This window comes from Neobittarella massiliensis (ex Bilen et al. 2018) (assembly GCF_014269355.1).
Taxonomy (GTDB): Bacteria; Bacillota; Clostridia; order Oscillospirales; family Ruminococcaceae; genus Neobittarella; species Neobittarella massiliensis.
Window position 1 is genome coordinate 256,290 of record NZ_JACOGI010000002.1, and the last position, 19,848, is coordinate 276,137.

A 19,848-nucleotide genomic window follows, 5' to 3' on the forward strand; every position below is an offset into this window, starting at 1 on the left:
ATATCGCTCCTTCTGGTGGAATTTACAGCATGTTCAGCAGGGCGATGGCTACCCCTGCCTCTACACAAACTGCCGCCCGCGGCACCACACAGGGGTCGTGCCGACCCTGAATGCAGTGCTGCAGCACAGTGCCCTGCACAAAGTCGATCGTCTGCTGCTCTTTGGCGATCGAGGGGGTGGGCTTAAAGGCCACCTGCATCAGTACCGGCATGGCGTTGGTAATGCCCCCCTGTATGCCGCCGGCTCGGTTGGTAGTGGTGCGCACCTGTCCATTTTTTATGGTAAAGGGGTCGTTATTTTGCGAGCCGCGCAGCATGCTGCCGGCAAAGCCGTTTCCAAAACTCACCCCTTTTACCGCGGGGATCGCGTAGAGCATGGCGGCCAAAGTGCTCTCCACGCTGCCAAAGATCGGATCGCCGATCCCCGCGGGCAGCCCGATCACTGCACACTCGATCACCCCGCCTACCGAGTCGCCGTCGCGCCGCGCCGCATCGATAGCGGCGATCATCTGCTCGCCGGCGGTGCTGTCGCACACCGGAAAGTCGCGGCGGTGCACCTGCTCAAAGTCCTGCCGACTCACCGCTACCGGGTCAAAAGGCGTGTCGGCGATACCGGCGATGTGGGCGATATGAGCTCCCACATAAATCCCCTGTTCAGCCAACATCTGGGTGGCGATGGCCCCGGCAAACACCAGTGGCGCCGTCAGCCGGGCCGAAAAGTGTCCACCGCCCCGCACATCATTGTGTCCGCTGTACTTTACGTAGCCGGTATAGTCGGCGTGGCCCGGGCGGGCAATATGGCTGGCCGGGCCGTAGTCCTGTGAGCGGGTGTTCTGATTTTCGATGACGGCGCAGATGGGGGTGCCGCAGGCTACACCGTCCACCACCCCGGAGAGGATCTTGGGGGTATCGGGTTCCCGGCGGGGGGTAGACCAGCTGTTTTTGGCCAGCCGGCGGGCGCAAAAAGCGCTGATGTGTGCCCAGTCCAGTACCAGACCGGGCCGCACCCCCTCGATGACCACCCCAATGGCTGGCCCGTGCGACTCGCCGAACAGCGAGATCTTGAATTTGCTGCCGTAGCTAGAGGACATCTGCCACACCTCCTAGTGCGGTAAAGTGTTCAAAGAAATTGGGATACGACTTTTCGATACACTCCGCCCCGTCGATATACACCGTCTGGCCGCCGCAGAGCAGCGCGGCGACCGCCGCCGTCATGGCGATGCGGTGGTCGCCAAAGCTGGAGACGGTGGCCCCGTGCAGCGGGCGGCCCCCGCGCACCACCAAGCTGTCGCCGCCGGGCCCCACGGCGACATCGGCCCCCAGCGCCGTGAGTGTGGCGCAGGTGGTGTACAGCCGGTCGCTCTCTTTGTCGCGCAGCCGCTCCACCCCGGTAAAGGTAGTGGTGCCGCTGGCCGCAGCTGCCGCCACCGCCAAAATGGGCACGATATCAGGGATGTGCGACCCGTCGATGACCGTGCCGTGCAGCGGGGCTTGGGCGCTGTGTACCATTCCGTCCCCAGTGCGTATCTGCGCCCCCAGCCGGGCCAAAATGTCGGCCACTGCCCGGTCTCCCTGCCGCGACTGGCAGTTGAGGCCCGCCACCGTCACCGCGCCGCCAACGGCCCCCGCCGTCAGGTAAAAAGCCGCGCCAGACCAATCCCCCTCCACCTGTATCTCCTGTGGCTGGTACTGTTGCCCGCCCGGCACGAACCAGCCGCGGTGGGTGGCCTCGGCCCGCACGCCGAACTGGGCCATGATCTGTAGAGTCAGGTCGATATACGGCCGCGACTGCAGGCGCGAAGTCAGCGATATCTCGCTGTCTCCCTCTAAGAGCGGCAGCGCCAGCAACAGCCCGGTAATAAACTGCGAACTCACGTGGCCGGGTATGGGATATACTCCGCTCTGCAGCCGGCCGGTCACGGTGCAGGGAAGCGTGCCGGCATAGTCGGTCTCGGCCCCGTTTTGGCACATGGGCTGCAGCAATTCGGCAATAGGTCGGCCGGGCAGCCGACCCCGCCCGGTAAAGGTGGCCGGCACGCCCAGCGCCGCTGCGATCGGCACGAAAAAGCGCAGTGTAGAGCCCGACTCCCCACAGTCGATGGTGACCGGTCGGTCGCCTGCCGCTGCCGTCAGCCCGGTCAGCTGCCAGCTGCTGTCGCCCAGCGGTCGGCAGTCCGCCCCCAGCACATTGGCCGCCGCCAGCGTGGCGCGGATATCGGCGTTTTGGGCCAGGTGCGTGAGCACCGAGGTGCCGCCGGCCAGCAGTGCACAGATCACCGCCCGGTGTGAACAGGATTTTGAGGGTGGTGCAGTGATCGTACCTCTCAGCTCCCGAGCGCGAACAGCTATGCGCATGGTTCCCCCTCCAATCGGTCTAAAAGTGGCTGGGCAGCCAACAGAAAGGCCTTAAAGTCATCCAGCGCCAGTTTGGTGATAACACACCGGCCGATCTCGGCGATCTGCACGATCGAGATCGTGCTCCCGTCGCGCTTTTTATCCCCCATGGCCGCCGGCAGCAGGTCTGCCACCGGTGCACTGTAATGTGTAGCTAGCTTGTTTTTTTGCAGGCAGCGGCACAGCTGGTGCAACACGTCGGGCGGGCACTGCCCCCCCGCCACACAGGCTGCCGCCATCATGACCATGCCCATGGCCACCGCCTTGCCGTGACTCACCGCAAAATTCGAGTGCCGCTCGATGGCGTGGCCCATGGTGTGCCCAAAATTGAGCAGCATGCGCACCCCGGTATCGAACTCGTCCTGCCGCACGACCTCGGCCTTGATGGCCACGCAGCGGGCCACGATCTCCTCTAAATGGTCGCGAAAGCCGCCCTGCATCTGCAAAAACAAGTCCCGGTCCCAGATCGCCCCGTACTTTACCGCCTCGCCGATCCCGTCGGCAAAGTACGCCTCTGGCAGCGTGTCTAAAAAGGCGGTATCGCACAGCACGGCCACCGGCTGCCAAAAACAGCCGATCAGGTTTTTGCCCTGCGGCAGATTGGCCGCCGTCTTTCCGCCCACCGAAGAGTCGATCTGTGCCAGAAGGGTAGTGGGCACCTGCACATAGGCGATACCGCGCAGGTACATGGCGGCGGCAAAACCGGCAATATCGCCCACGATCCCACCGCCCAGCGCCAGCATCATATCGCTGCGGGTAAGCTGGTTTTGGTGGCAGAACTCACAGATCTGCTGTACCGTGGCCAGCGATTTGTGCGTCTCCCCGTGAGGAAATACAAATTTACAGCAGGTCAGGCCGGCGCGCTGCATCTGGGCCACAAAACGGTCGCCGTACAGTGCGTTTACGTGGTCGTCGGTGATCACGGCAAAAGTTTTGCCCGCGTAGCGGTCGGCCAACTGTGCGATAAAGATGTCGGTACAGTCTCGGCCTACCTGCACGGTATAGGGGGTATGGGCGGCAACAGGGATCTCGGTCACGGTCTCAGGGCCTCCTTTATCTCGCGGCCCTGCCGCAGGAGCGCACACAGCTCGGTGTCGTCCTCCTGGGCCAGAGCGTCGCGGTAGCGCTGCAGGTTTTCTAGAAAAATATCCAGTTCGCGCAGCAGGTTGGGGCGGTTTTTAGAAAACAGGTCGGTCCACATCTCCTCGTTGAGCTTGGCCACCCGGGTCAGGTCTTTAAAACTGCCCGCCGAAAAGCCGCCAAAATCCTGGGCCGTGGGGCTTTTGACATAGCAGTTGGAAACGATGTGGGCCAGCTGTGAGGTGATGGCAATGATCTCGTCGTGGCGCTGCGGCGTGGCAACGACCACCTTGCGAAACTCCAAACTGTAAAACAAATTGACTAATTTATTAATAATATTACTATCCGTATTAGCGCTTGGGGTCAAGATCATGCTGGCGTGGTGAAACAGATTGTCCATGCTGGCCCGGTAGCCCGAGAGCTCTCGGCCGGCCATGGGATGGGCGCCCACAAAGGTAAAGCCCCGCTCCGCTGCCACCGGCTCGATCTCACGGCACACGAATTCCTTTACACCGCACACATCCAGCACGACTGTATCACCGGCAAAGACCTGCTGTTTTTCCAAGATATAGTCTACCGTTTTTTGCGGATAAAGGCAAATCAGTACCAGGTCACAGTGGGCCATCCGCACATCGTCCAGCACATCGGCAACCGCCCCGTCCTGTAACGCCTGTTCCATGGTCTGGGGGTTTTTATCCATGCCGTACACCCGGTGTCCGTGGGCCGAGAACGTCTTGGCCAAACTCCCCCCGATCAGACCCAGCCCTACGATTGCCACGTTCATGAAAACTTCCTCCCCATCAGGCTGATAAACGGCCGCAGGCCGGATGCGATCTGCTCGAATTGGTCGGGGGTCAGCGACTGGGCCCCATCGCACAGCGCCTTTTCAGGGCAGTCGTGCACCTCGATGATCAGCCCGTCGGCACCCGCCGCTACCGCCGCCCGCGACAGCGGCTCGATCAGCCAGGGGATGCCGGCAGCGTGGGAGGGGTCGACCAGAACCGGCAGATGGGTCTTTTGTTTTAAGATGGGTATGGCCGAGATATCCAGCGTGTTGCGGGTGGCCGTCTCAAAGGTGCGAATGCCCCGCTCACAGAGGATCACCTGGTCGTTGCCGCCGGCCATGATGTACTCGGCGCTCATCAGCCACTCCTCGATGGTACTCGACAGCCCGCGCTTGAGCAGCACCGGTTTGCGCTGGCGGCCCACCTCTTTGAGCAGCTCAAAGTTTTGCATGTTACGGGCCCCCACCTGAATGATATCTACGTTTTCAAAAAGCGGCAGCTGTGATTTGTCCATCACCTCGCTGATGATGGGCATGCCGGTATCCTGTTTGGCCATGCCCAGCAGCTGTAAGCCGTCGGCGCCCATGCCCTGAAAGGCGTAAGGGCTGGTGCGGGGCTTAAAGGCGCCGCCGCGCAGCACTTTGGCTCCGGCGGCACCCACCCGGCGCGCCACCTCGGTGATCTGCCGCTCGCTCTCTACCGAGCAGGGGCCGGCGATCAGCGTAAAATGGCCGGCGCCGATCAGGATATCGCCGCCTTTTGCAGGTACCGTGACCACCGTGTCCTGCGGATGGAATTTGCGGTTGGCTTTTTTGTACGGCTCCTGGATGCGCTGTACCCGCTCCACGATCGAGAGCGATTGGATCTGTTCCAGATCGAGCTGGGTGGTGTCGCCCACCAGCCCCATCAGGGTGGTGTTTTCACCCCGCGACAGGTGTGCCTGCAGGCCTTGGGCCTGCACCCAGCGCGAGAACTGGTCTATTTTTTCGGCGGTGGTGTGGGGTTTGAAAATTACGATCATACTGGTGCTTCCTCTCTTGTGCCAGGGGCGTGCCGGGCAGCCGGTAAAAACAAAAGAGCCGGCCCCCGGTCACCCGGGTGGTCGGCTCGTAAAAAGCTGCCTGTTGGGCCTATTGGCCCCTATCTCCCGAAAGACCGCAACACAAACGACCCGCGCTATAAAAATAGCCCAGGTAAGCGTAGCCGTAATAGCTGTTATGTGCAGTCTTGGAAAGCAGCGTGTGCATAATGCTTTTCTCCTTTAAAGGGATAGCTATACTATACCCGCCTGTGCGGCAGCTGTCAAGAAGTTTTTATGCGCCCCCGAGAAACAGTTTTGTCACCGGCATCACAGCGGCCCTTTGGGGGCTGCACAGCTGCTTTTTTGGCCTCCAGGCCCCTTTAAAATGCCACAGCGGTACAGCTCGTACACCACCGTCAGCAAAAGTGGTACCAGCAAGATCCCGGCGAACCCCAACAGTTTTCCCCCCACATAAATGCCCATCAGGGTAACGATGGGGTGCAGCCCGGTCTGCCCACCCAGTATGCGCGGCTCCAGGATGCTCCGCAGCACGGATATTACAACGTATAATAGTAAAATAGATATACCTAATGTATAATTTTTGCTGATCAATAAAAACGCCCCCCAGGGGATCATCACTGCCCCGGTACCCAAAACCGGCAGCAGGTCTACCAGCGCAATGAGCAGCGCCAGCGAAAAGGGGTGTGGTATCCGCAGCAGCCACAGCCCCACCAGCAGCTCGCCAAAGGTAATGGCCATCAAGATGAGATAAGACTTGCAGATACACCACACCGAGCGCTGCAGGCAGTCTTTTACCTGGTAGGCGGTCTGTCGCAGCGAGCGGGGCGTACAGCGGGCGATGACACCGGTCACCAGCGGGTAGTCCCAGGCAAAAAACAGCGATGACAGCACCGCGGTGGCGCACCAGACAAAGGCGCCGGGCAGGCTGGCGGCCAAGCTGCCCACACACCCCAGCGCCCACCGGGAAGCCGCGCTCAGCCAGCCCGAGATACAGTCGCCCACCGACTGCAGCAGTGCCCCGATCTCGGCAGCCGCCTGCCCGTGAAAGGCGCCGCTCATACTGGCCACCCCCGCCTGTATCTGGTCTAGCACCGGGCGCACCAACCGGTCATACAGATCTGGCAGGTGCGAAAAAAAGTCGCCTGCCCACACCGCCAGCCAGGCACCGCCAAAATAGACGGCTGCCCCCAGTGCCAGATACACCCCCGCCACTACACCGATCTGCAGTGCATTTTGCCGCAGGCGGGTGTGTGTGGCTAGCCAGCGGGCGGGCCGCGCCGCCAAAAAGGCCAGCAAAAAGCCAAACAAAAAGGGAGAAAACAGTGGTAGAGCAAATTTAATGAACAAAAACAGCAGAGTCAGCCCGGCCAACCACAAAATGCAGTCGCCCACGAACCTGGCCCGCCGGCGCAGCCAATCCATACGTCTCCCCCCTTCTATATGTGGTAGCACTGCTGTCGGCAGCGCCCGCACCGGTATGCCGCCGGCGACCGGACAGTGCGGCCCCGTTTTTTTGTAGGTGCTGCCACCTGTGCGATGTACTCTAGGTAGTGTATGCTGTTTTTCCGGCTGGTAGTCAGCAGTGGGCCGGCTATAGTGCTTGGCGCACAAAAAAAGAGCACTGCCTGGGCAGTGCTCTTTTTTTGCGTATGGAGAAAGATCTTACTGCAGGAAGCGGTAAGCGTAGGTGCCCATAAATTCGGCTGCCTGTGCCAGCGCTTTCTCGTCGATGGCAAAGTTGGGGTTGTGGTGATTGCCCGAGGTGCCGGGGATCTCGGTGTTGTGGGCGCCGCAGATGCAGTAGAAGCCCTTAAAATCTACCAGGAAATTGGCATAATCGTCAGAACCGGTAGCCGGCTTAGAGGGCGGTGCCACGGTAAAGCCCAGCTCGGCGGCCAGCTCTCTGCCGCGGGTGGCGGCCTCGCTATCGTTGATGACCGGGTTGGGGGCCATCAAAATGCCTTCCACCTCGGCGGTAGCGCCGTAGGCGGCCGCGGTGTTTTGGGCGATCTGGCGCATCACTTCCAAAACAGCCTGGTCGTCGCCCACCTTGAAAAAGCGCAGGTTGCCCTCGATCTCGCAGGTCTCGGGGATGATGTTGTTTTTGGTGCCGCCGTGGATCATGCAGGGGCTCACCACTACCGTCTCAAACGGGTCGTGGCGGTTGACCGGGATAGCCTGTACTTTCAGCAGGATATCACAGGCCGGGCGCAGCGGGTCAACAGCCAGGTCGGGCCGCGAACCGTGGCCGCCCACACCTTTTACGGTGATCTTAAAGCCGGTGTTGCCGGCCATCATGGGGCCGTCGGGGATGGCGATGATGCCGGCCGGCAGCTGGCCCATCAAATGGGTGCCGATGACCTGGTCTACGCCGCCCTGCTCTTTTAAGTAGTCGACGATCTCGTCGGCACCGCCGCCGCCGACCTCCTCGGCAACCTGGAAGCACAGGAACACCTGGCCGTTGAGCTCGTCTTTCAGCTCCTGCAGGCTCTTGGCGATGCCCAACAAGATGGCCGCGTGGCCGTCATGGCCACAGGCGTGCATCACACCTTCGTTTTTCGACTTGAAGGGCACGTCTACTTCCTCACACACCGGCAGCGCGTCGATGTCGGCGCGGATAGCGATCTTTTTGCCGGCTTTACCCTTGTTGATGATGCCTACCACGTTGCGGCGGCCCACCACTTCAAAGGGGATGCCCATCTTGGTGAGCTCCTCGCCGATACGGCGCGAGGTGCGCTCCTCCTGATACGAGAGCTCGGGGTACATGTGGAACTCCCGGCGCATCTCGATGATATACGACTCGTTTTGCAAGACCAGTTCTTTTACAGTCATCTGTGTTCCTCCTCATGATCAGATACCCCCATTATACCGTCTGGCGGGTGCATAGGTCAAAGCCTGCTTCCGCCAAAGATAGCGGGGCGATTTCGTGTAATGTGTACGGCGCCCGGACGGCCCCATTTTGGCTACTGCAAAAAGCGGTAGGCGTACTCGGCCAAAAACTCGCCCCAGAGCGGCATGGCCGCCTCGTCCATATCAAAGGTGGGGTTGTGGTGGTTGCCCGAGGTGCCGGGCCGGTGGGAGTGGGCGCCAAAAGAGGCGTAAAACCCGCCAAAGGCCTGCAGGAAATCGGCAAAGTTGTCCGATGCCAGATTGGGGTTTGGGGGTGCCAGCACCGTGAGGCCCAGCTCTTTGGCCAGTGCCCGGCCGCGCTGGGCGCTCTCGGCGGTGTTCACCACCGGGTACAGGGCCATACTGCTGTGGCTCACCTCTACCGTGGCGCCATAGGTGGCGGCGATCTGCTCGGCCATACGGGCGATCTCGCCCACCAGCTCCTCGCCTTCACCTACACGGAAAAAGCGGATATTGCCCTCAATCTCGCAGGCCTCGGGGATGATATTGTTTTTGGTGCCGCCATTTATCATGCAGGGGCTGATGACGACCGTCTCAAACGGGTCGTGGCGGTTGACCGGAATAGCCTGGATCTTTAACAGGATGTCGCAGGCCGGGCGCAGCGGATCGACGGCCAAGTCGGGCCGCGAGCCGTGGCCGCCCACCCCTTTAACAGTCACCTTAAAGCCCATATTGCCCGCATACATGGCTCCGTCGGGCAGTACCATAGTGCCCACTTCCTCGGCGCCCAGCACATGGACGGCAATGACCTCATCTACACCGCCCTGCTCTTTTAGGTAAGCGACGATCTCGTCGGCGCCGGCCCCCACCTCTTCGGCGATCTGAAAGCACAGATACACCTTGCCGTTAAAACTGTCTTTCAGATCGTTTAGCACCTTGCCGCAGCCCAGTAGAGTTGCCGTGTGGGCGTCGTGCCCGCAGGAGTGCATGGCCCCTTTTATTTTCGACTTGTATGGCAGGTCTACCAGCTCATCCATGGGCAGAGCGTCAAAGTCGGCGCGGATGGCGATGGACCTGCCCGGCTTGCCGCTGTCGACCACGCCCACTACGTTGCGGTGCCCCACCACCTGATAGAAAATGCCAGCGCTCTCCAGCTCCTGGCAGATACGGGCGGAGGTCCACTCCTCCTGCAGCGAGATCTCGGGGTGCTGGTGCAGCTCCCGGCGCATCTCGACCATGTACGGCTCATATTTGGTGATCAGCTCTTTTACAGTCACGATAACGACCTTCTTTCTGCTGTTTTTTGTGCGCGCTGGTCTAGTCGCTCAGTAAGTATATTCTAACGCTTTTCGCCGCCAGAATCAATGTCGGCGGCCACGCGGCAAAACGCCGCATAAACAGCTGTGGTCTAAAACGCAAAAAAGCCGCGGCACTGCCGCGGCCAATAAAGCTTTGCTCTGATCTGGTGGCCCACTGGAAACTGGCCAACGGCGGGTACACCTCGCCCCCTGCAGGCCGCCGGCGGAAAGACCGCCACCGCTTTCTCCCCTACAGGTTGCCGGTCAGGTGCATAAGTACGGCGCAGGCGGCGATAGGGGCCGTCTCGCAGCGCAGAATGCGGCTGCCCAATGTGGCGATCTGTACCCCGGCGGCAGTAGCGGCCGCCACCTCTGCCTCCTCAAAGCCCCCCTCGCAGCCCACCAGTATCGAGATGCGCCGGGGGCTCTTGCAGCCCACCAGTTGGGTCAGGGGCTGCCCGCCCTTCTCGTAAAAGAGCACCGCCAGGTCATCTCCGGCCATCTGCTGCAGCGCCGCTGTCAGCGACAGGCAATCCCCCACCCGGGGCAAAACGCCGCGCCCGCACTGTTTGGCCGCCTCGTCGGCGGTCTTCTGCCACTTTTCCACCTTGCCGCGCATGCCTTTGGCGTCGGGGCGCGACACACAGCGGTGGGTGGTCACCGGCACCACTGCCGCAGCACCCAGTTCCACACATTTCTGTACGATCAGGCTCATTTTGTCGGCTTTGGGCAGGGCCTGATATACCGTCAGCTCCACGCTGGGCTCGGCAGGGCAGGGGGCGCTCGCCAGCACCGCCAGCAGAACCCGGTCTTCCTCGATGGCGGCGATGCGGCAGCGGTAATCGCGCCCCTGGCCGTCGCATACCAGCAGCTCGTCGCCCGGCTGGTGGCGCAGTACCCGGGCTATGTGGCGCACGTCCGGTCCAGTGATAACGCCGGCGTCCGCATCTATCTGAGAAGTAAAAAATTTGGGCATGTCCTACCTCTCCCCGTCCGGTGCTATCGGGCCCGGCACAGCAGCGCCACCCAGCCGCCGTCCTCGGCCATCTGTTCCACTTCCAGCCCGTTTTGAGCCACTGCCGCCAGCACCTCGTCGCGGCGCACATCTACGATGCCCGAGGCGATAAAGCGCCCGCCCGGCTTTAAGTGACCACGCACGTCCGGCAGCAGGCGGATGATGATATCGGCCACGATGTTGGCGAAAAACAGGTCGTACTGCTGGTCTACTGCCGCCGCCAAGTCGCCCTGGATGAATTGGCAGCGGTCCTCTACCCCGTTGAGTGCGGCGTTTTCCCGCGCCACCTTTACGGCGGTGGCGTCGATATCGCACAGCAGAGCGCTGTCAGCGCCGCACAGCAGGGCCGAGACCGCCAGAATACCGCTGCCGCAACCGATGTCCAGCACCGTGCTGCCGGGCTTTACCACCGGCTGCATCAGCTCCAAGCACAGCTTGGTGGTGTTGTGGGTGCCGGTGCCAAAAGCCATGCCCGGGTCCAGTGTCACCACCACTTCGCCGGGCTTTTTGTCATAGTTCTCCCAGCTGGGGCACACCACCAGGTGGTCGCCGATCGGCAGCGGATGATAGTATTTTTTCCAGCCAAACGCCCAGTCCTCCTCGGCGATGTTCGAGCAGCCCACTGCAAACTCGATACCGGCCGCCTGCAGCCGGTCAGTGAGAAATACCACCGCCTCGTGGGGGTGCTGGTCCTCGGGGATATACAGGTGGATAACTGCTTTGGTGCGGTCTTTTTTCAGCAGTTCCTCATCGATGAGATCGATATGGGCGATCTGTGGGGCCAGCTCTTCTAAGTCCGAGTAATCCTCGATATAAATGCCATAGGGGACCACCATGTGGGCGATGGAAGAGCCCAGTTCGATGTCGGCACAGTTTATCTCGATGTCGATCTGTGTCCAGTCCATTTTCTCTCCTCCCCTCAGCAGCCCAAAAAGCGGGCCAGGTCGGTCACATCTTCGGCCAGGCACACCGCATGCCCGGTATCCGGCTGCTCGCGGCGGTAGCCATAGCCGTACAGAGCGGCGGCAAAATCGGTGCCCACCAGCTTGGCTCCCTCCTGGTCGTAGGGGCTGTCGCCCACCATCAGCACCTGGGTGGGGTCGGTAATGCCCATCTGCTGCATGCAGTCGCGCATCACAGCCTCTTTGTCGGCCTTGATGCCGTCGGCCGAGCCACACACCGCGTCAAAATACGGGGTCAGGCCAAAATGGTCGGTGGTCTGCTGTGCGTATTTGGTCAACTTTAAGGTGGCTACCCCCAGCTTTACCCCTTGGTCGTGCAGCGCCACTACCAGCTCCCGCATGCCGTCGTACACCAGCCCTAAGGCGATGAGCTCAGGGGTAAAGTTGGCCACATACCCGTCGGCTAAGCGGTCCAGCAGCGCCTCGTCGGTGATGCCGGTGACGATCTGAAAACACTGGCGCAGCGGCGGGCCGATAAAGCGGTCGAATTCGCTCTCGGGCGGGATGGGCACCCCGTTGAGGCGCATCGAGGTCTTGGCGCAACTGATGATGCTGGGGGAGGTGTCGATGAGCGTGCCGTCCATATCGAAGATCACAGCCTGGTAGCGCATAGGTACATCCTTTCTATAAAGCGGCCCCATCGGGGCGGATACAAAATTGACCGTCGTACTTTGTTGAAATTACCTATATTATACTACCATAAAACAGCATAAAGTAAAATGTGAAATTTTTTGTCTGTCGACTGCCCAAATTTTGCAACCGCAGTTTGTCGAGTATTCATAAACCGTTCATTATTTGTTGCACAAATGCTCATAAAATGGTAGAATGAACCGAAATGACATGTGGCGGGCCCAGTGCCAAACGGCACTTTTTGCAGCAATGATCGGCAAAAGTTGCATGACCGTGGTCCCCATATTTTTAAAAGAAGAGGAGGTCATACCATGTCTGTGAAAGAGAGCATATCGGCACTTGTCGATGCCAAAGCAGACCTGTTTACCGGTGTGAGCGACGAGATCTGGAAAAACCCGGAGCTGGGTTTTAAGGAATTTAAGTCGGCCAAGGTGCTCATCGACGCGCTGAAAGCAGAGGGTTTTGCCGTCGAGGAGGGGTTGGCAGGCATCCCCACCGCTTTTAGCGGCACTTTTGGCAGCGGCAAACCGGTCATCGGCTTTTTGGGCGAGTTCGACGCGCTGCCGTCCCTGAGCCAGGAGGCGTCCTGTGCCACCCACAAAGAGGTGGTCAAAGACGCGCCGGGCCACGGCTGTGGCCACAATGCGCTGGGCGCCGGTTCGCTGGCGGCAGCGGTGGCGCTCAAAGACTACATGCAGCAAAATAATATCGCCGGCACCGTCATCTACTACGGCTGCCCCGGCGAGGAGTTTGGCTGCGGCAAGGCGTTCATGGCCCGCGAGGGCTGCTTTGATAAACTCGACTGCGCCTTTAGCTGGCACCCGGGCGACACCACCGCCGTCATGGCGGTGAGCAGTCTGGCCAACATCAGCGTGTTCTTTAAATTCCACGGCCGCACGGCTCACGCGGCCGCTGCCCCCCACATGGGCCGCAGCGCGCTCGATGCGGCGGAGCTGATGAATATCGGTGTCAACTTCCTGCGCGAGCACGTCATCGACGCCGCCAGGATCCACTACGCTTTCCACGATGTAGGCGGCCAGGCCCCCAACGTGGTGCAGGACCGCGCCAAGCTGCACTACTACATTCGCGCCCCCAAGATCGAGCAGGCCAAAGAGATCTTTGCCCGCATCGAGAAGATCGCCAAAGGTGCGGCCATGATGACCGAGACCGAGTGTGAGATCCAGATCAAAGACGGCCTGAGCGACTACGTGCCCAACGCCGTGCTCTCCCAGCTGCTGGGCGAGAGCATGCAGGAATTGGGTCCGGTACCGTTTGACGAGAACGACCACCAGGTCGCCCAGTCTTTCCGCGACTCGCTGACCGAGGCCGAGAAAAAAGGCGTGGTGGCCCAGCTGACCATGATGGGTCTCCCCAATGCGGCCGAGTACGCCGACAAAGACCTGTTCGACGGCGTGGTGGGCTACGCCCCTTCCAGCCTGTGCATGCCCGGCTCCACCGATGTGGGCGACGTCAGCTACGTCACCCCCACCGCCCAGATGACGGCCGCCACCGGCTGTATCGGCACCCCGGGCCACACCTGGCAGCAGACGGCACAGGCGGGCTCCAGCATCGCCCATAAAGGCCTGCTGTACGCCGGTAAGGCGATGGCTCTGGCAGCGGCCAAGGTGTTGGCCGATCCGTCCATCTTAAAACCGGCCCACGACGAGTACATGGCGGCGACCGGCGGCAAGTACAACTGCCCCTTCCCCGACGACGTGAAGCCCTATCTGGACTAATTTGTAGGTTAGGGGAAAAGATCCCCTGCGATAAAAAGAGGAGTGAACGACTATGACACCAATGGCTATGACTTTTTGGGACGTAGCAGACAGCAGTCTTCTGTACATACTGGTCATCATCGGCCTGCTGTATGTTGCTTTCCTGGCTGGTGTGTTCCTGCGCAAAGCATGGGGCCACTGCCTGGAGCTCGGCATCCCCAACACCACCGTTAAAAAGGTAATCGCATCTTCCTGTACGTTCTCGATCGTACCCTCGCTGTCGATCGTGATCGGCCTGTTCTCGCTGGCCGCTGTTATCGGCACCCCCTGGGCATGGTTCAGACTCTCGGTCGTCGGCGCCGTATCGTACGAGCTGATGGCCGCCGACATGGTCGGTCAGGCTATGGGCTACAGCGCACTGACCCAGCTGCGCGGCGAGCCCGCCCAGGTGATGGGCGCCGTAATGATCGTTATGAGCATCGGCATCATCGGCGGCATCGTCACCAACGCGCTGTTCTGCAAAAAGATCCAGACCTCCATGGCTTCTTTCAACGAGAAACAGGGCGGCTGGGGCGCACTGTTCTCCGGCTGCTTCATGATGGCTATGATGTCGGTCATGATGCCGCTGCAGGTCTACAACCCCACCGCTGATTACGGCAGATACGGCCACTTCAATCTGGTGGGCACGCTCACGCTCATCACCAGTGCGGTCATCTCGCTGCTGGTCACGATGATCGCCAAAAAGACCGGCGCCAAGTGGCTCAACAACTTCGTGTTGGCCATCGCGCTGATCCTGGGCATGGTCGCCGCAGTGATGTGGTCGGCTGTGTTCCCGGCTTAAAGGAGGGCTATACCAGATGAAAAACGAGAAATATATCAATTCCATACATCGCTGGGGCCGTTGGGGCAGCTTTGGCGCCATCGCTTTCATGGTGGGCATCCCCATCGTGGCCTGCCTGATCTTCGACTGCTTCCCCTCCATGAAGCTGGTCCTGCAGAGCGGTTCTGGCCTGCTGGCCATGTTTATCCCCATCGCGATCTCTGAGGTCATCAGCTACGCGCCGGTCCTGGGCTCTTCGGCCTACATCACCTTTATCACCGGCAACGTCATGAACTTAAAACTGCCGGTGGCCATCAACGCCATCGAGCTGGCCGAAGTCGAGCAGTCTACCGACGCCGGCGACGCCATCACCACCGTGGCCATCAGCGCCTCGTCCATCCTGACCATGGCCATCATCGCCTTGGGCGTCATCCTGCTGGTGCCGCTGCAGCCGGTACTCACCCTGCCCGCTGTAAAGACCGCTACCACCTACATGCTGCCCGCTCTATTCGGCGGCCTCATCCTGGGTATCTTCTCGGGCGCCGCCGGCAAGTACGTCATCAAGGGCAAACTGCTGGCAGTCATCCCCGCAGTGATCATCGTGGCCATCATGCTGGCACTGGGCGTACCGCTGAGCACCTATCAGGGCTTCGCCATCGTGGGCATGATCCCGGTCACCATTCTGGCTGCCTGGATCATGTACAAAAAAGGCATCATCAAGGTGGAAGAGAGAGCCATCAAGAAGTCCTAAATCTCATAGCCATTTCGCAAAGAGGTCCGGAATACAGTTCCGGACCTCTTTATTGTGTAGAAGTGGCAGTTTGTGGTTGTCTCGCCGCCGGTTTTTTTCTATAATAAAAGAAGCATAGATGGGCGCGGTGAAAGGCGCCCCAGTGGGAGAGGTGTTTTAGATGACATACCGTGTGGGCATAGATCTGGGCGGCACCAATATAGTGGCCGGTGTCGTGGATGAGGAGTACCGCATTTTGTCAAAGGCGGCCGGCAAGACCCGCGCCCCCCGGCCGGTGGCCGAGGTGGTGGCGGATATGGACGGGCTGTACCGCCAATGTGTAGAAAAGGCCGGTCTCACGACCGACGATATCCAGAGTATCGGTGTGGGCTCGCCGGGAGTCATCAACCGCGAGAAAGGCGAGGTAGAGCACGCGGCAAACCTGGCTTTTCTCGATGCGCCGGTAGTACCGCTGCTCCGGCAGCGCAGCGGCAAAACCGTGTATATGGACAACGACGCCAATGTGGCGGCCTACGGCGAGCTGGTGGCCGGCGCCGGCCGCGGCTACCGCGACATGGTGGCTATCACTCTGGGCACCGGGGTGGGTGGCGGCATCATCGTCGGTGGCAAGATCTGGCCCGGCTCCTATTACGGTGGGGCCGAGTTGGGGCACATGGTAGTTGAGAAAGACGGCGTTCCCTGCACCTGTGGCCGCAACGGCTGTCTCGAGGCCTATGGTTCGGCCACCGGCCTGATCCGTATGACCCGCGAAAAGATGCGCCAGTGCCCCGATAGCGCGATGTGGGCCCAATGTGGCGGCGATGTCGAGGCGGTCGATGGCCGCACGGCTTTCCGCGCTGCCGACAGCGGCGATGAGGCGGCCAAACAGGTGCTCGAGCGCTACACCGACTATCTGGCCTGCGGGGTGGCCAACATCGTCAACATCCTGCAACCCCAGCTCATCGTCATCGGCGGCGGTATCTCTAAAGAGGGAGAAAAGCTGGTGGCCCCCATTCGCCAAAAGGCGATGGGGGTGGTGATGTCGCGCTACTCCAAGCAAAATACAGCCATCACCACGGCCCAGCTGGGCAACGATGCGGCCATCATCGGCGCCGCTATGCTCGAGAGTGCCCAGTGACTTTTTGTGTACTGCGCTTTACAAGCATCGCGCATACATGGTAGAATTATCTTTGTGAGTTTTTTTGAGGAAGATAGCTGCGGCGGGTCGCTGGCGACTGCTGGCCGCGCAAAAATGCGATGTGTGACGGATGGGGGAACGTGTAGGAATGAAACTGGGGTTTGACCACGAAAAATATATCACCGAACAGTCCAAATACATCTTGGAGCGGGTCAACAGCTGTGAAAAGCTGTACCTTGAATTTGGCGGCAAGCTGATGCAGGACATGCACGCCAAACGCGTGCTGCCCGGCTTCGATCCCAATGCCAAGATCAAGCTGCTGCAGACGCTGAAGGAGCAGGTGGAGATCATCATCTGCGTGTACGCCGGCGATATCGAGCGCAATAAGGTGCGTGATGATTTTGGCATCACCTACGATATGGATGTACTGCGGCTCATCGACGAGCTGCGCAGCTACCAGCTCGATGTCAACAGTGTGGTCATCACCCGCTACGACGGGCAGCCGGCTACTACCGTGTTTATGAACAAGCTGCGTATGCGGGGCATCAAGACCTACGCCCACAAAAAGACCAAAGGTTACCCCACCGATGTAGACCTGATCGTCAGCGATGAGGGCTACGGCGCCAACGAGTATATCGAGACCACCAAGCCCATCGTGGTGGTCACCGCCCCCGGCCCCGGCAGCGGCAAATTGGCCACATGCCTGAGCCAGCTCTACCACGAGTACCGCCGCGGGCGCTCGGCCAGCTACTCTAAATTCGAGACATTCCCGGTGTGGAACGTGCCGCTCAAACACCCGCTCAATGTAGCCTATGAGGCGGCCACCGTAGACCTCAAAGATGTCAACATCATCGACTCGTTCCACTTCGACGCTTACGGGGTGCCGGCGGTCAACTACAACCGCGATATGGAGATGTTCCCGGTCATCAGCCGCATCATCGAAAAGATCACCGGCAAAGAGTCTATCTACAAGTCCCCCACCGATATGGGGGTCAACCGGGTGGGCTTTGGCATCATCGACGACGAGGTAGTCAAAGAAGCCTCCCGGCAGGAGATCATACGCCGCTATTTCAAGACCAGCTGTGAGTACAAAAAAGGCACCATGGACGAGGAGACCTTCCACCGTATGGATGCCATCATGAAAGATATGAAACTGCGGCCAGAAGACCGCAAAGTGGTGGCCGGCGCCCGCAGTTATGCTGCGGCTAAAGGTCTCGAGACGGGAGAAGAGCTGCTCTCGGCCACCGCCATCGAGCTGGAGGACGGCACCATCGTCACCGGTCGCTCCAGCGAATTGATGAACAGCTCGGCGGCGGCGATCCTCAATGCGGTCAAGCAGCTGGCCGGCATTGCCGACGAGATCCACCTCATCTCGCCGGTCATCCTGCAGCCCATCATCGATCTAAAATCTAAAACGCTGGGCAGCCGTCGCCCCGCGCTGGACTGCGAGGAGATCCTCATGGCTCTGAGCATCTGCGCGGTGACCAACCCCACTGCCCAGGTGGCTATGGAGAAATTGCCTCAGCTCAAAAACTGCCAGGCCCACACCACCACCATCCTCAACCGGGCCGACGAGCAGACTTTCCGCAAACTGGGGGTAGATGTGACCTGCGATCCGGTATTCCCCTCCGAAAATCTGTATTACGTGTGAGCTGCGCGCCCCTATATAAAGTGTAAAAGAGCAGTCCCTGCTGGGGCTGCCCTTTTTTCGTTATAGATCGGTCGAGGACATGCATATCCGTCTTATCGGCCCAGCAGAGCCTTAAATATTGCCGGCAACTCCCGGGCCCAGTAGCCAAAGATCATGGCGGGGTTGGTGCGGCAGGCGGCTCCACAGGGCAATAGGCCGAACCGGCGCGCATAAATACAGCCGCGGGCCAGGTGGTAGAAGTCGCTGACCACGATCACCCGACGGGGTAGATCCTGTTGCTCGATGATCTGGGCGGCAAACTGCAGATTTTGGCGAGTGGAGCGCGAGCGGTCTTCCCGGTAGATGCGCTCTGCGTCAATACCGCGCTGCGCCAGCCAGGCGGCCATCACTTCGGCCTCGGGCACCTCCTCATCCTCCCCCTGCCCGCCGGTGACGACACAGCAGGCATGGGGGTTCTGCACCAGCAGTTGATGCGCTTTTTGCAGCCGCCGCGCCAGCATTTTTGATGGAATCTGTCCGCGCACCCGGCAACCCAGCACCACGATGCAGCTATCGTTTGTGCCGTGCCGGTAGCGGGGAAAGCGGCACAGCAGCAGCGAGCCGGCCAAAAACAGCAGCCCTTCCAAGAATAAGAAGCCAAGCAGCACCCACTGTGCAGCGGCCCACCATCCGCAGGGTTGTAAAAGCGGGGAAACAGCCGCCAATGAGACCATGCATAGCCCCTGTGCAGCCGGCAGCATGACACCGATGTGACGGATACGTTGGACAAACGGCGGCAGTGACAGCGCTAGGAGCACCAGTCCAACAGACAGATAGACGGTAAAAAACAAGGGGGCGACCTCCTCGATAGAGATGAGCACTATTGTAACACAGATCGCGGGGGCAGAAAAGAACAAGTAAAAAAAGGAGAGCTTGCGCTCTCCTCTTGCTCACGATATCTTTTTTAAAACCTGCGTATCGGTCAGCTTAGATTTTGTTTTGGCTGACTCCTGCTCGTTTACTGATTTTTGCTGCAACATGATCTCATAGACCTCGTTGCCCTCGGCATAATCCTTTTTAGAAAATACGACCGCCACCGTTTTAAAAAGGATGGTTATATCTTCCCACAGCGATAACTGCTTTAGGTAGAGCAGGTCCATGCGCACCTTTTGCTCGGTGGTCACCAGGTCGCGTCCATTTACCTGGGCCAGCCCGGTAATGCCGGGGCGCAGATAGTGTACCCCACACCGGTCCCGCAGTGGATGGATAGTCCCTTCAGATGGGACCAGCGGCTGATAGCCAATCAAGCTCATGTCTCCCTTGAGCACATTAAAGAGCTGCGGCAGCTCGTCTAAACTGGTCTTGCGCAGAAAATGCCCTACCTTGGTGATGTATTCATGGGCGTTAGACAGGTCGGCAGTGGCCACATATTTGGGGGCCGAGACACGCATAGAGCGAAACTTGTAGATGTAAAACTCGCGGCCATCTCTGCCCACCCGGCGCTGGCGAAAAATGATCGGTCCACGAGACTCCAGTGCGATCGCGATCGCACAGAGGAGCATGATGGGAGAGAGGAGCAGCACTGCTAGGAGCGCCAGTACAAAGCCGAATGCGCGCTTAAAAACAGCATTATACAGGCGCTGCGCTCTAGTTGGGACATAGACCGTACACAGGTCGCTGTCGGCGCCTGAGGTGGAAGAAGCCCGTGACGTACCATATTCGGTGCCGGTATGTTCGCGGATATCCATAATCGTCATCCT

18 protein-coding genes are annotated in these 19,848 nt (G+C 59.9%); 5 read left to right on the plus strand and 13 right to left on the minus strand.

The features are described 5' to 3' along the window. Positions 1-22: 22 nt before the first annotated feature. The 11 genes from aroC to H8K20_RS10345 all read right to left on the minus strand — a co-directional run bounded on the left by aroC (position 23) and on the right by H8K20_RS10345 (position 12,036). Positions 23-1,090, minus strand: a complete 1,068-nt coding sequence (gene aroC / locus H8K20_RS10295; protein ID WP_186488359.1) for a chorismate synthase — start codon at positions 1,088-1,090, stop codon at positions 23-25. After that, the gene (aroA, locus tag H8K20_RS10300) at positions 1,080-2,354 is read right to left on the minus strand and encodes a 3-phosphoshikimate 1-carboxyvinyltransferase (protein ID WP_186488360.1); all 1,275 of its coding nucleotides are present in this window, start codon (positions 2,352-2,354) and stop codon (positions 1,080-1,082) included. The genes aroC and aroA overlap by 11 nt, the downstream gene beginning before the upstream one ends. Continuing rightward, complete coding sequence (aroB, locus tag H8K20_RS10305; protein WP_186488361.1) at positions 2,345-3,430, minus strand: 3-dehydroquinate synthase; 1,086 nt, start codon at positions 3,428-3,430, stop codon at positions 2,345-2,347. The genes aroA and aroB overlap by 10 nt, the downstream gene beginning before the upstream one ends. After that, positions 3,427-4,257, minus strand: a complete 831-nt coding sequence (locus H8K20_RS10310; protein ID WP_186488362.1) for a prephenate dehydrogenase — start codon at positions 4,255-4,257, stop codon at positions 3,427-3,429. The genes aroB and H8K20_RS10310 overlap by 4 nt, the downstream gene beginning before the upstream one ends. Further along, positions 4,254-5,279, minus strand: a complete 1,026-nt coding sequence (gene aroF / locus H8K20_RS10315) for a 3-deoxy-7-phosphoheptulonate synthase (RefSeq protein WP_105205128.1) — start codon at positions 5,277-5,279, stop codon at positions 4,254-4,256. Before aroF ends, H8K20_RS10310 begins: the two co-directional genes overlap by 4 nt. Before the next feature lie 327 nt (positions 5,280-5,606). Beyond that, positions 5,607-6,722, minus strand: a complete 1,116-nt coding sequence (ytvI, locus tag H8K20_RS10320) for a sporulation integral membrane protein YtvI (RefSeq protein ID WP_186488363.1) — start codon at positions 6,720-6,722, stop codon at positions 5,607-5,609. A gap of 240 nt (positions 6,723-6,962) precedes the next feature. Next, positions 6,963-8,132, minus strand: coding sequence for a M20 metallopeptidase family protein (locus tag H8K20_RS10325; protein WP_105205130.1), 1,170 nt, complete (start codon positions 8,130-8,132; stop codon positions 6,963-6,965). A 131-nt stretch (positions 8,133-8,263) separates the two neighbouring features. Then, positions 8,264-9,427, minus strand: coding sequence for an amidohydrolase (locus H8K20_RS10330; protein ID WP_186488364.1), 1,164 nt, complete (start codon positions 9,425-9,427; stop codon positions 8,264-8,266). 271 nt (positions 9,428-9,698) lie between these two features. Then, positions 9,699-10,424: a 16S rRNA (uracil(1498)-N(3))-methyltransferase gene (locus H8K20_RS10335; protein WP_186488365.1), complete on the minus strand. Its 726-nt coding sequence runs from the start codon at positions 10,422-10,424 to the stop codon at positions 9,699-9,701. Positions 10,425-10,447: 23 nt separating this feature from the next. Continuing rightward, positions 10,448-11,368 carry a 50S ribosomal protein L11 methyltransferase gene (gene prmA, locus H8K20_RS10340; protein ID WP_186488366.1) on the minus strand — a complete coding sequence of 307 codons (921 nt, stop codon included), beginning with the start codon at positions 11,366-11,368 and terminating at the stop codon, positions 10,448-10,450. A gap of 14 nt (positions 11,369-11,382) precedes the next feature. Beyond that, positions 11,383-12,036, minus strand: coding sequence for an HAD family hydrolase (locus H8K20_RS10345; protein ID WP_186488367.1), 654 nt, complete (start codon positions 12,034-12,036; stop codon positions 11,383-11,385). Positions 12,037-12,366: 330 nt separating this feature from the next. Between H8K20_RS10345 and H8K20_RS10350 the strand changes: the two genes are divergently transcribed. The 5 genes from H8K20_RS10350 to H8K20_RS10370 all read left to right on the plus strand — a co-directional run bounded on the left by H8K20_RS10350 (position 12,367) and on the right by H8K20_RS10370 (position 18,109). After that, positions 12,367-13,791, plus strand: coding sequence for an amidohydrolase (locus H8K20_RS10350; RefSeq protein WP_105205135.1), 1,425 nt, complete (start codon positions 12,367-12,369; stop codon positions 13,789-13,791). Between the two features lie 52 nt (positions 13,792-13,843). Next, positions 13,844-14,611 (plus strand): DUF5058 family protein, encoded by a 768-nt coding sequence (locus H8K20_RS10355; RefSeq protein WP_105205136.1) that lies wholly within the window; start codon positions 13,844-13,846, stop codon positions 14,609-14,611. Between the two features lie 16 nt (positions 14,612-14,627). Continuing rightward, on the plus strand, positions 14,628-15,341 hold the full coding sequence (locus H8K20_RS10360; protein WP_178089818.1) for a hypothetical protein: 714 nt from the start codon (positions 14,628-14,630) through the stop codon (positions 15,339-15,341). Positions 15,342-15,501: 160 nt separating this feature from the next. Beyond that, positions 15,502-16,458, plus strand: coding sequence for an ROK family protein (locus H8K20_RS10365; protein WP_105205138.1), 957 nt, complete (start codon positions 15,502-15,504; stop codon positions 16,456-16,458). A 148-nt stretch (positions 16,459-16,606) separates the two neighbouring features. After that, positions 16,607-18,109 carry a DUF1846 domain-containing protein gene (locus H8K20_RS10370; protein ID WP_105205139.1) on the plus strand — a complete coding sequence of 501 codons (1,503 nt, stop codon included), beginning with the start codon at positions 16,607-16,609 and terminating at the stop codon, positions 18,107-18,109. Between the two features lie 92 nt (positions 18,110-18,201). Here the strand turns inward: H8K20_RS10370 and H8K20_RS10375 are convergent, their stop codons facing one another. Further along, entirely contained in the window at positions 18,202-18,939 is a 738-nt protein-coding gene (locus H8K20_RS10375; RefSeq protein ID WP_186488368.1) for a YdcF family protein, read from the minus strand. Between the two features lie 99 nt (positions 18,940-19,038). Continuing rightward, a complete protein-coding gene (locus tag H8K20_RS10380) occupies positions 19,039-19,836 on the minus strand; it encodes a sugar transferase (RefSeq protein WP_186488369.1) in 798 nt (265 codons plus the stop codon). Between the last annotated feature and the right edge of the window lie 12 nt (positions 19,837-19,848).

Bases quoted from the DNA above. Each gene is read 5' to 3' on its own strand.
- aroC (WP_186488359.1), bottom strand. From the start codon at position 1,090: ATGTCCTCTAGCTACGGCAGCAAATTCAAGATCTCGCTGTTCGGCGAG.
- aroA (WP_186488360.1), bottom strand. From the start codon at position 2,354: ATGCGCATAGCTGTTCGCGCTCGGGAGCTGAGAGGTACGATCACTGCA.
- H8K20_RS10310 (WP_186488362.1), bottom strand. From the start codon at position 4,257: ATGAACGTGGCAATCGTAGGGCTGGGTCTGATCGGGGGGAGTTTGGCC.
- aroF (WP_105205128.1), bottom strand. From the start codon at position 5,279: ATGATCGTAATTTTCAAACCCCACACCACCGCCGAAAAAATAGACCAG.
- ytvI (WP_186488363.1), bottom strand. From the start codon at position 6,722: ATGGATTGGCTGCGCCGGCGGGCCAGGTTCGTGGGCGACTGCATTTTG.
- H8K20_RS10325 (WP_105205130.1), bottom strand. From the start codon at position 8,132: ATGACTGTAAAAGAACTGGTCTTGCAAAACGAGTCGTATATCATCGAG.
- H8K20_RS10335 (WP_186488365.1), bottom strand. From the start codon at position 10,424: ATGCCCAAATTTTTTACTTCTCAGATAGATGCGGACGCCGGCGTTATC.
- prmA (WP_186488366.1), bottom strand. From the start codon at position 11,368: ATGGACTGGACACAGATCGACATCGAGATAAACTGTGCCGACATCGAA.
- H8K20_RS10345 (WP_186488367.1), bottom strand. From the start codon at position 12,036: ATGCGCTACCAGGCTGTGATCTTCGATATGGACGGCACGCTCATCGAC.
- H8K20_RS10350 (WP_105205135.1), top strand. From the start codon at position 12,367: ATGTCTGTGAAAGAGAGCATATCGGCACTTGTCGATGCCAAAGCAGAC.
- H8K20_RS10355 (WP_105205136.1), top strand. From the start codon at position 13,844: ATGACACCAATGGCTATGACTTTTTGGGACGTAGCAGACAGCAGTCTT.
- H8K20_RS10360 (WP_178089818.1), top strand. From the start codon at position 14,628: ATGAAAAACGAGAAATATATCAATTCCATACATCGCTGGGGCCGTTGG.
- H8K20_RS10365 (WP_105205138.1), top strand. From the start codon at position 15,502: ATGACATACCGTGTGGGCATAGATCTGGGCGGCACCAATATAGTGGCC.
- H8K20_RS10370 (WP_105205139.1), top strand. From the start codon at position 16,607: ATGAAACTGGGGTTTGACCACGAAAAATATATCACCGAACAGTCCAAA.
- H8K20_RS10380 (WP_186488369.1), bottom strand. From the start codon at position 19,836: ATGGATATCCGCGAACATACCGGCACCGAATATGGTACGTCACGGGCT.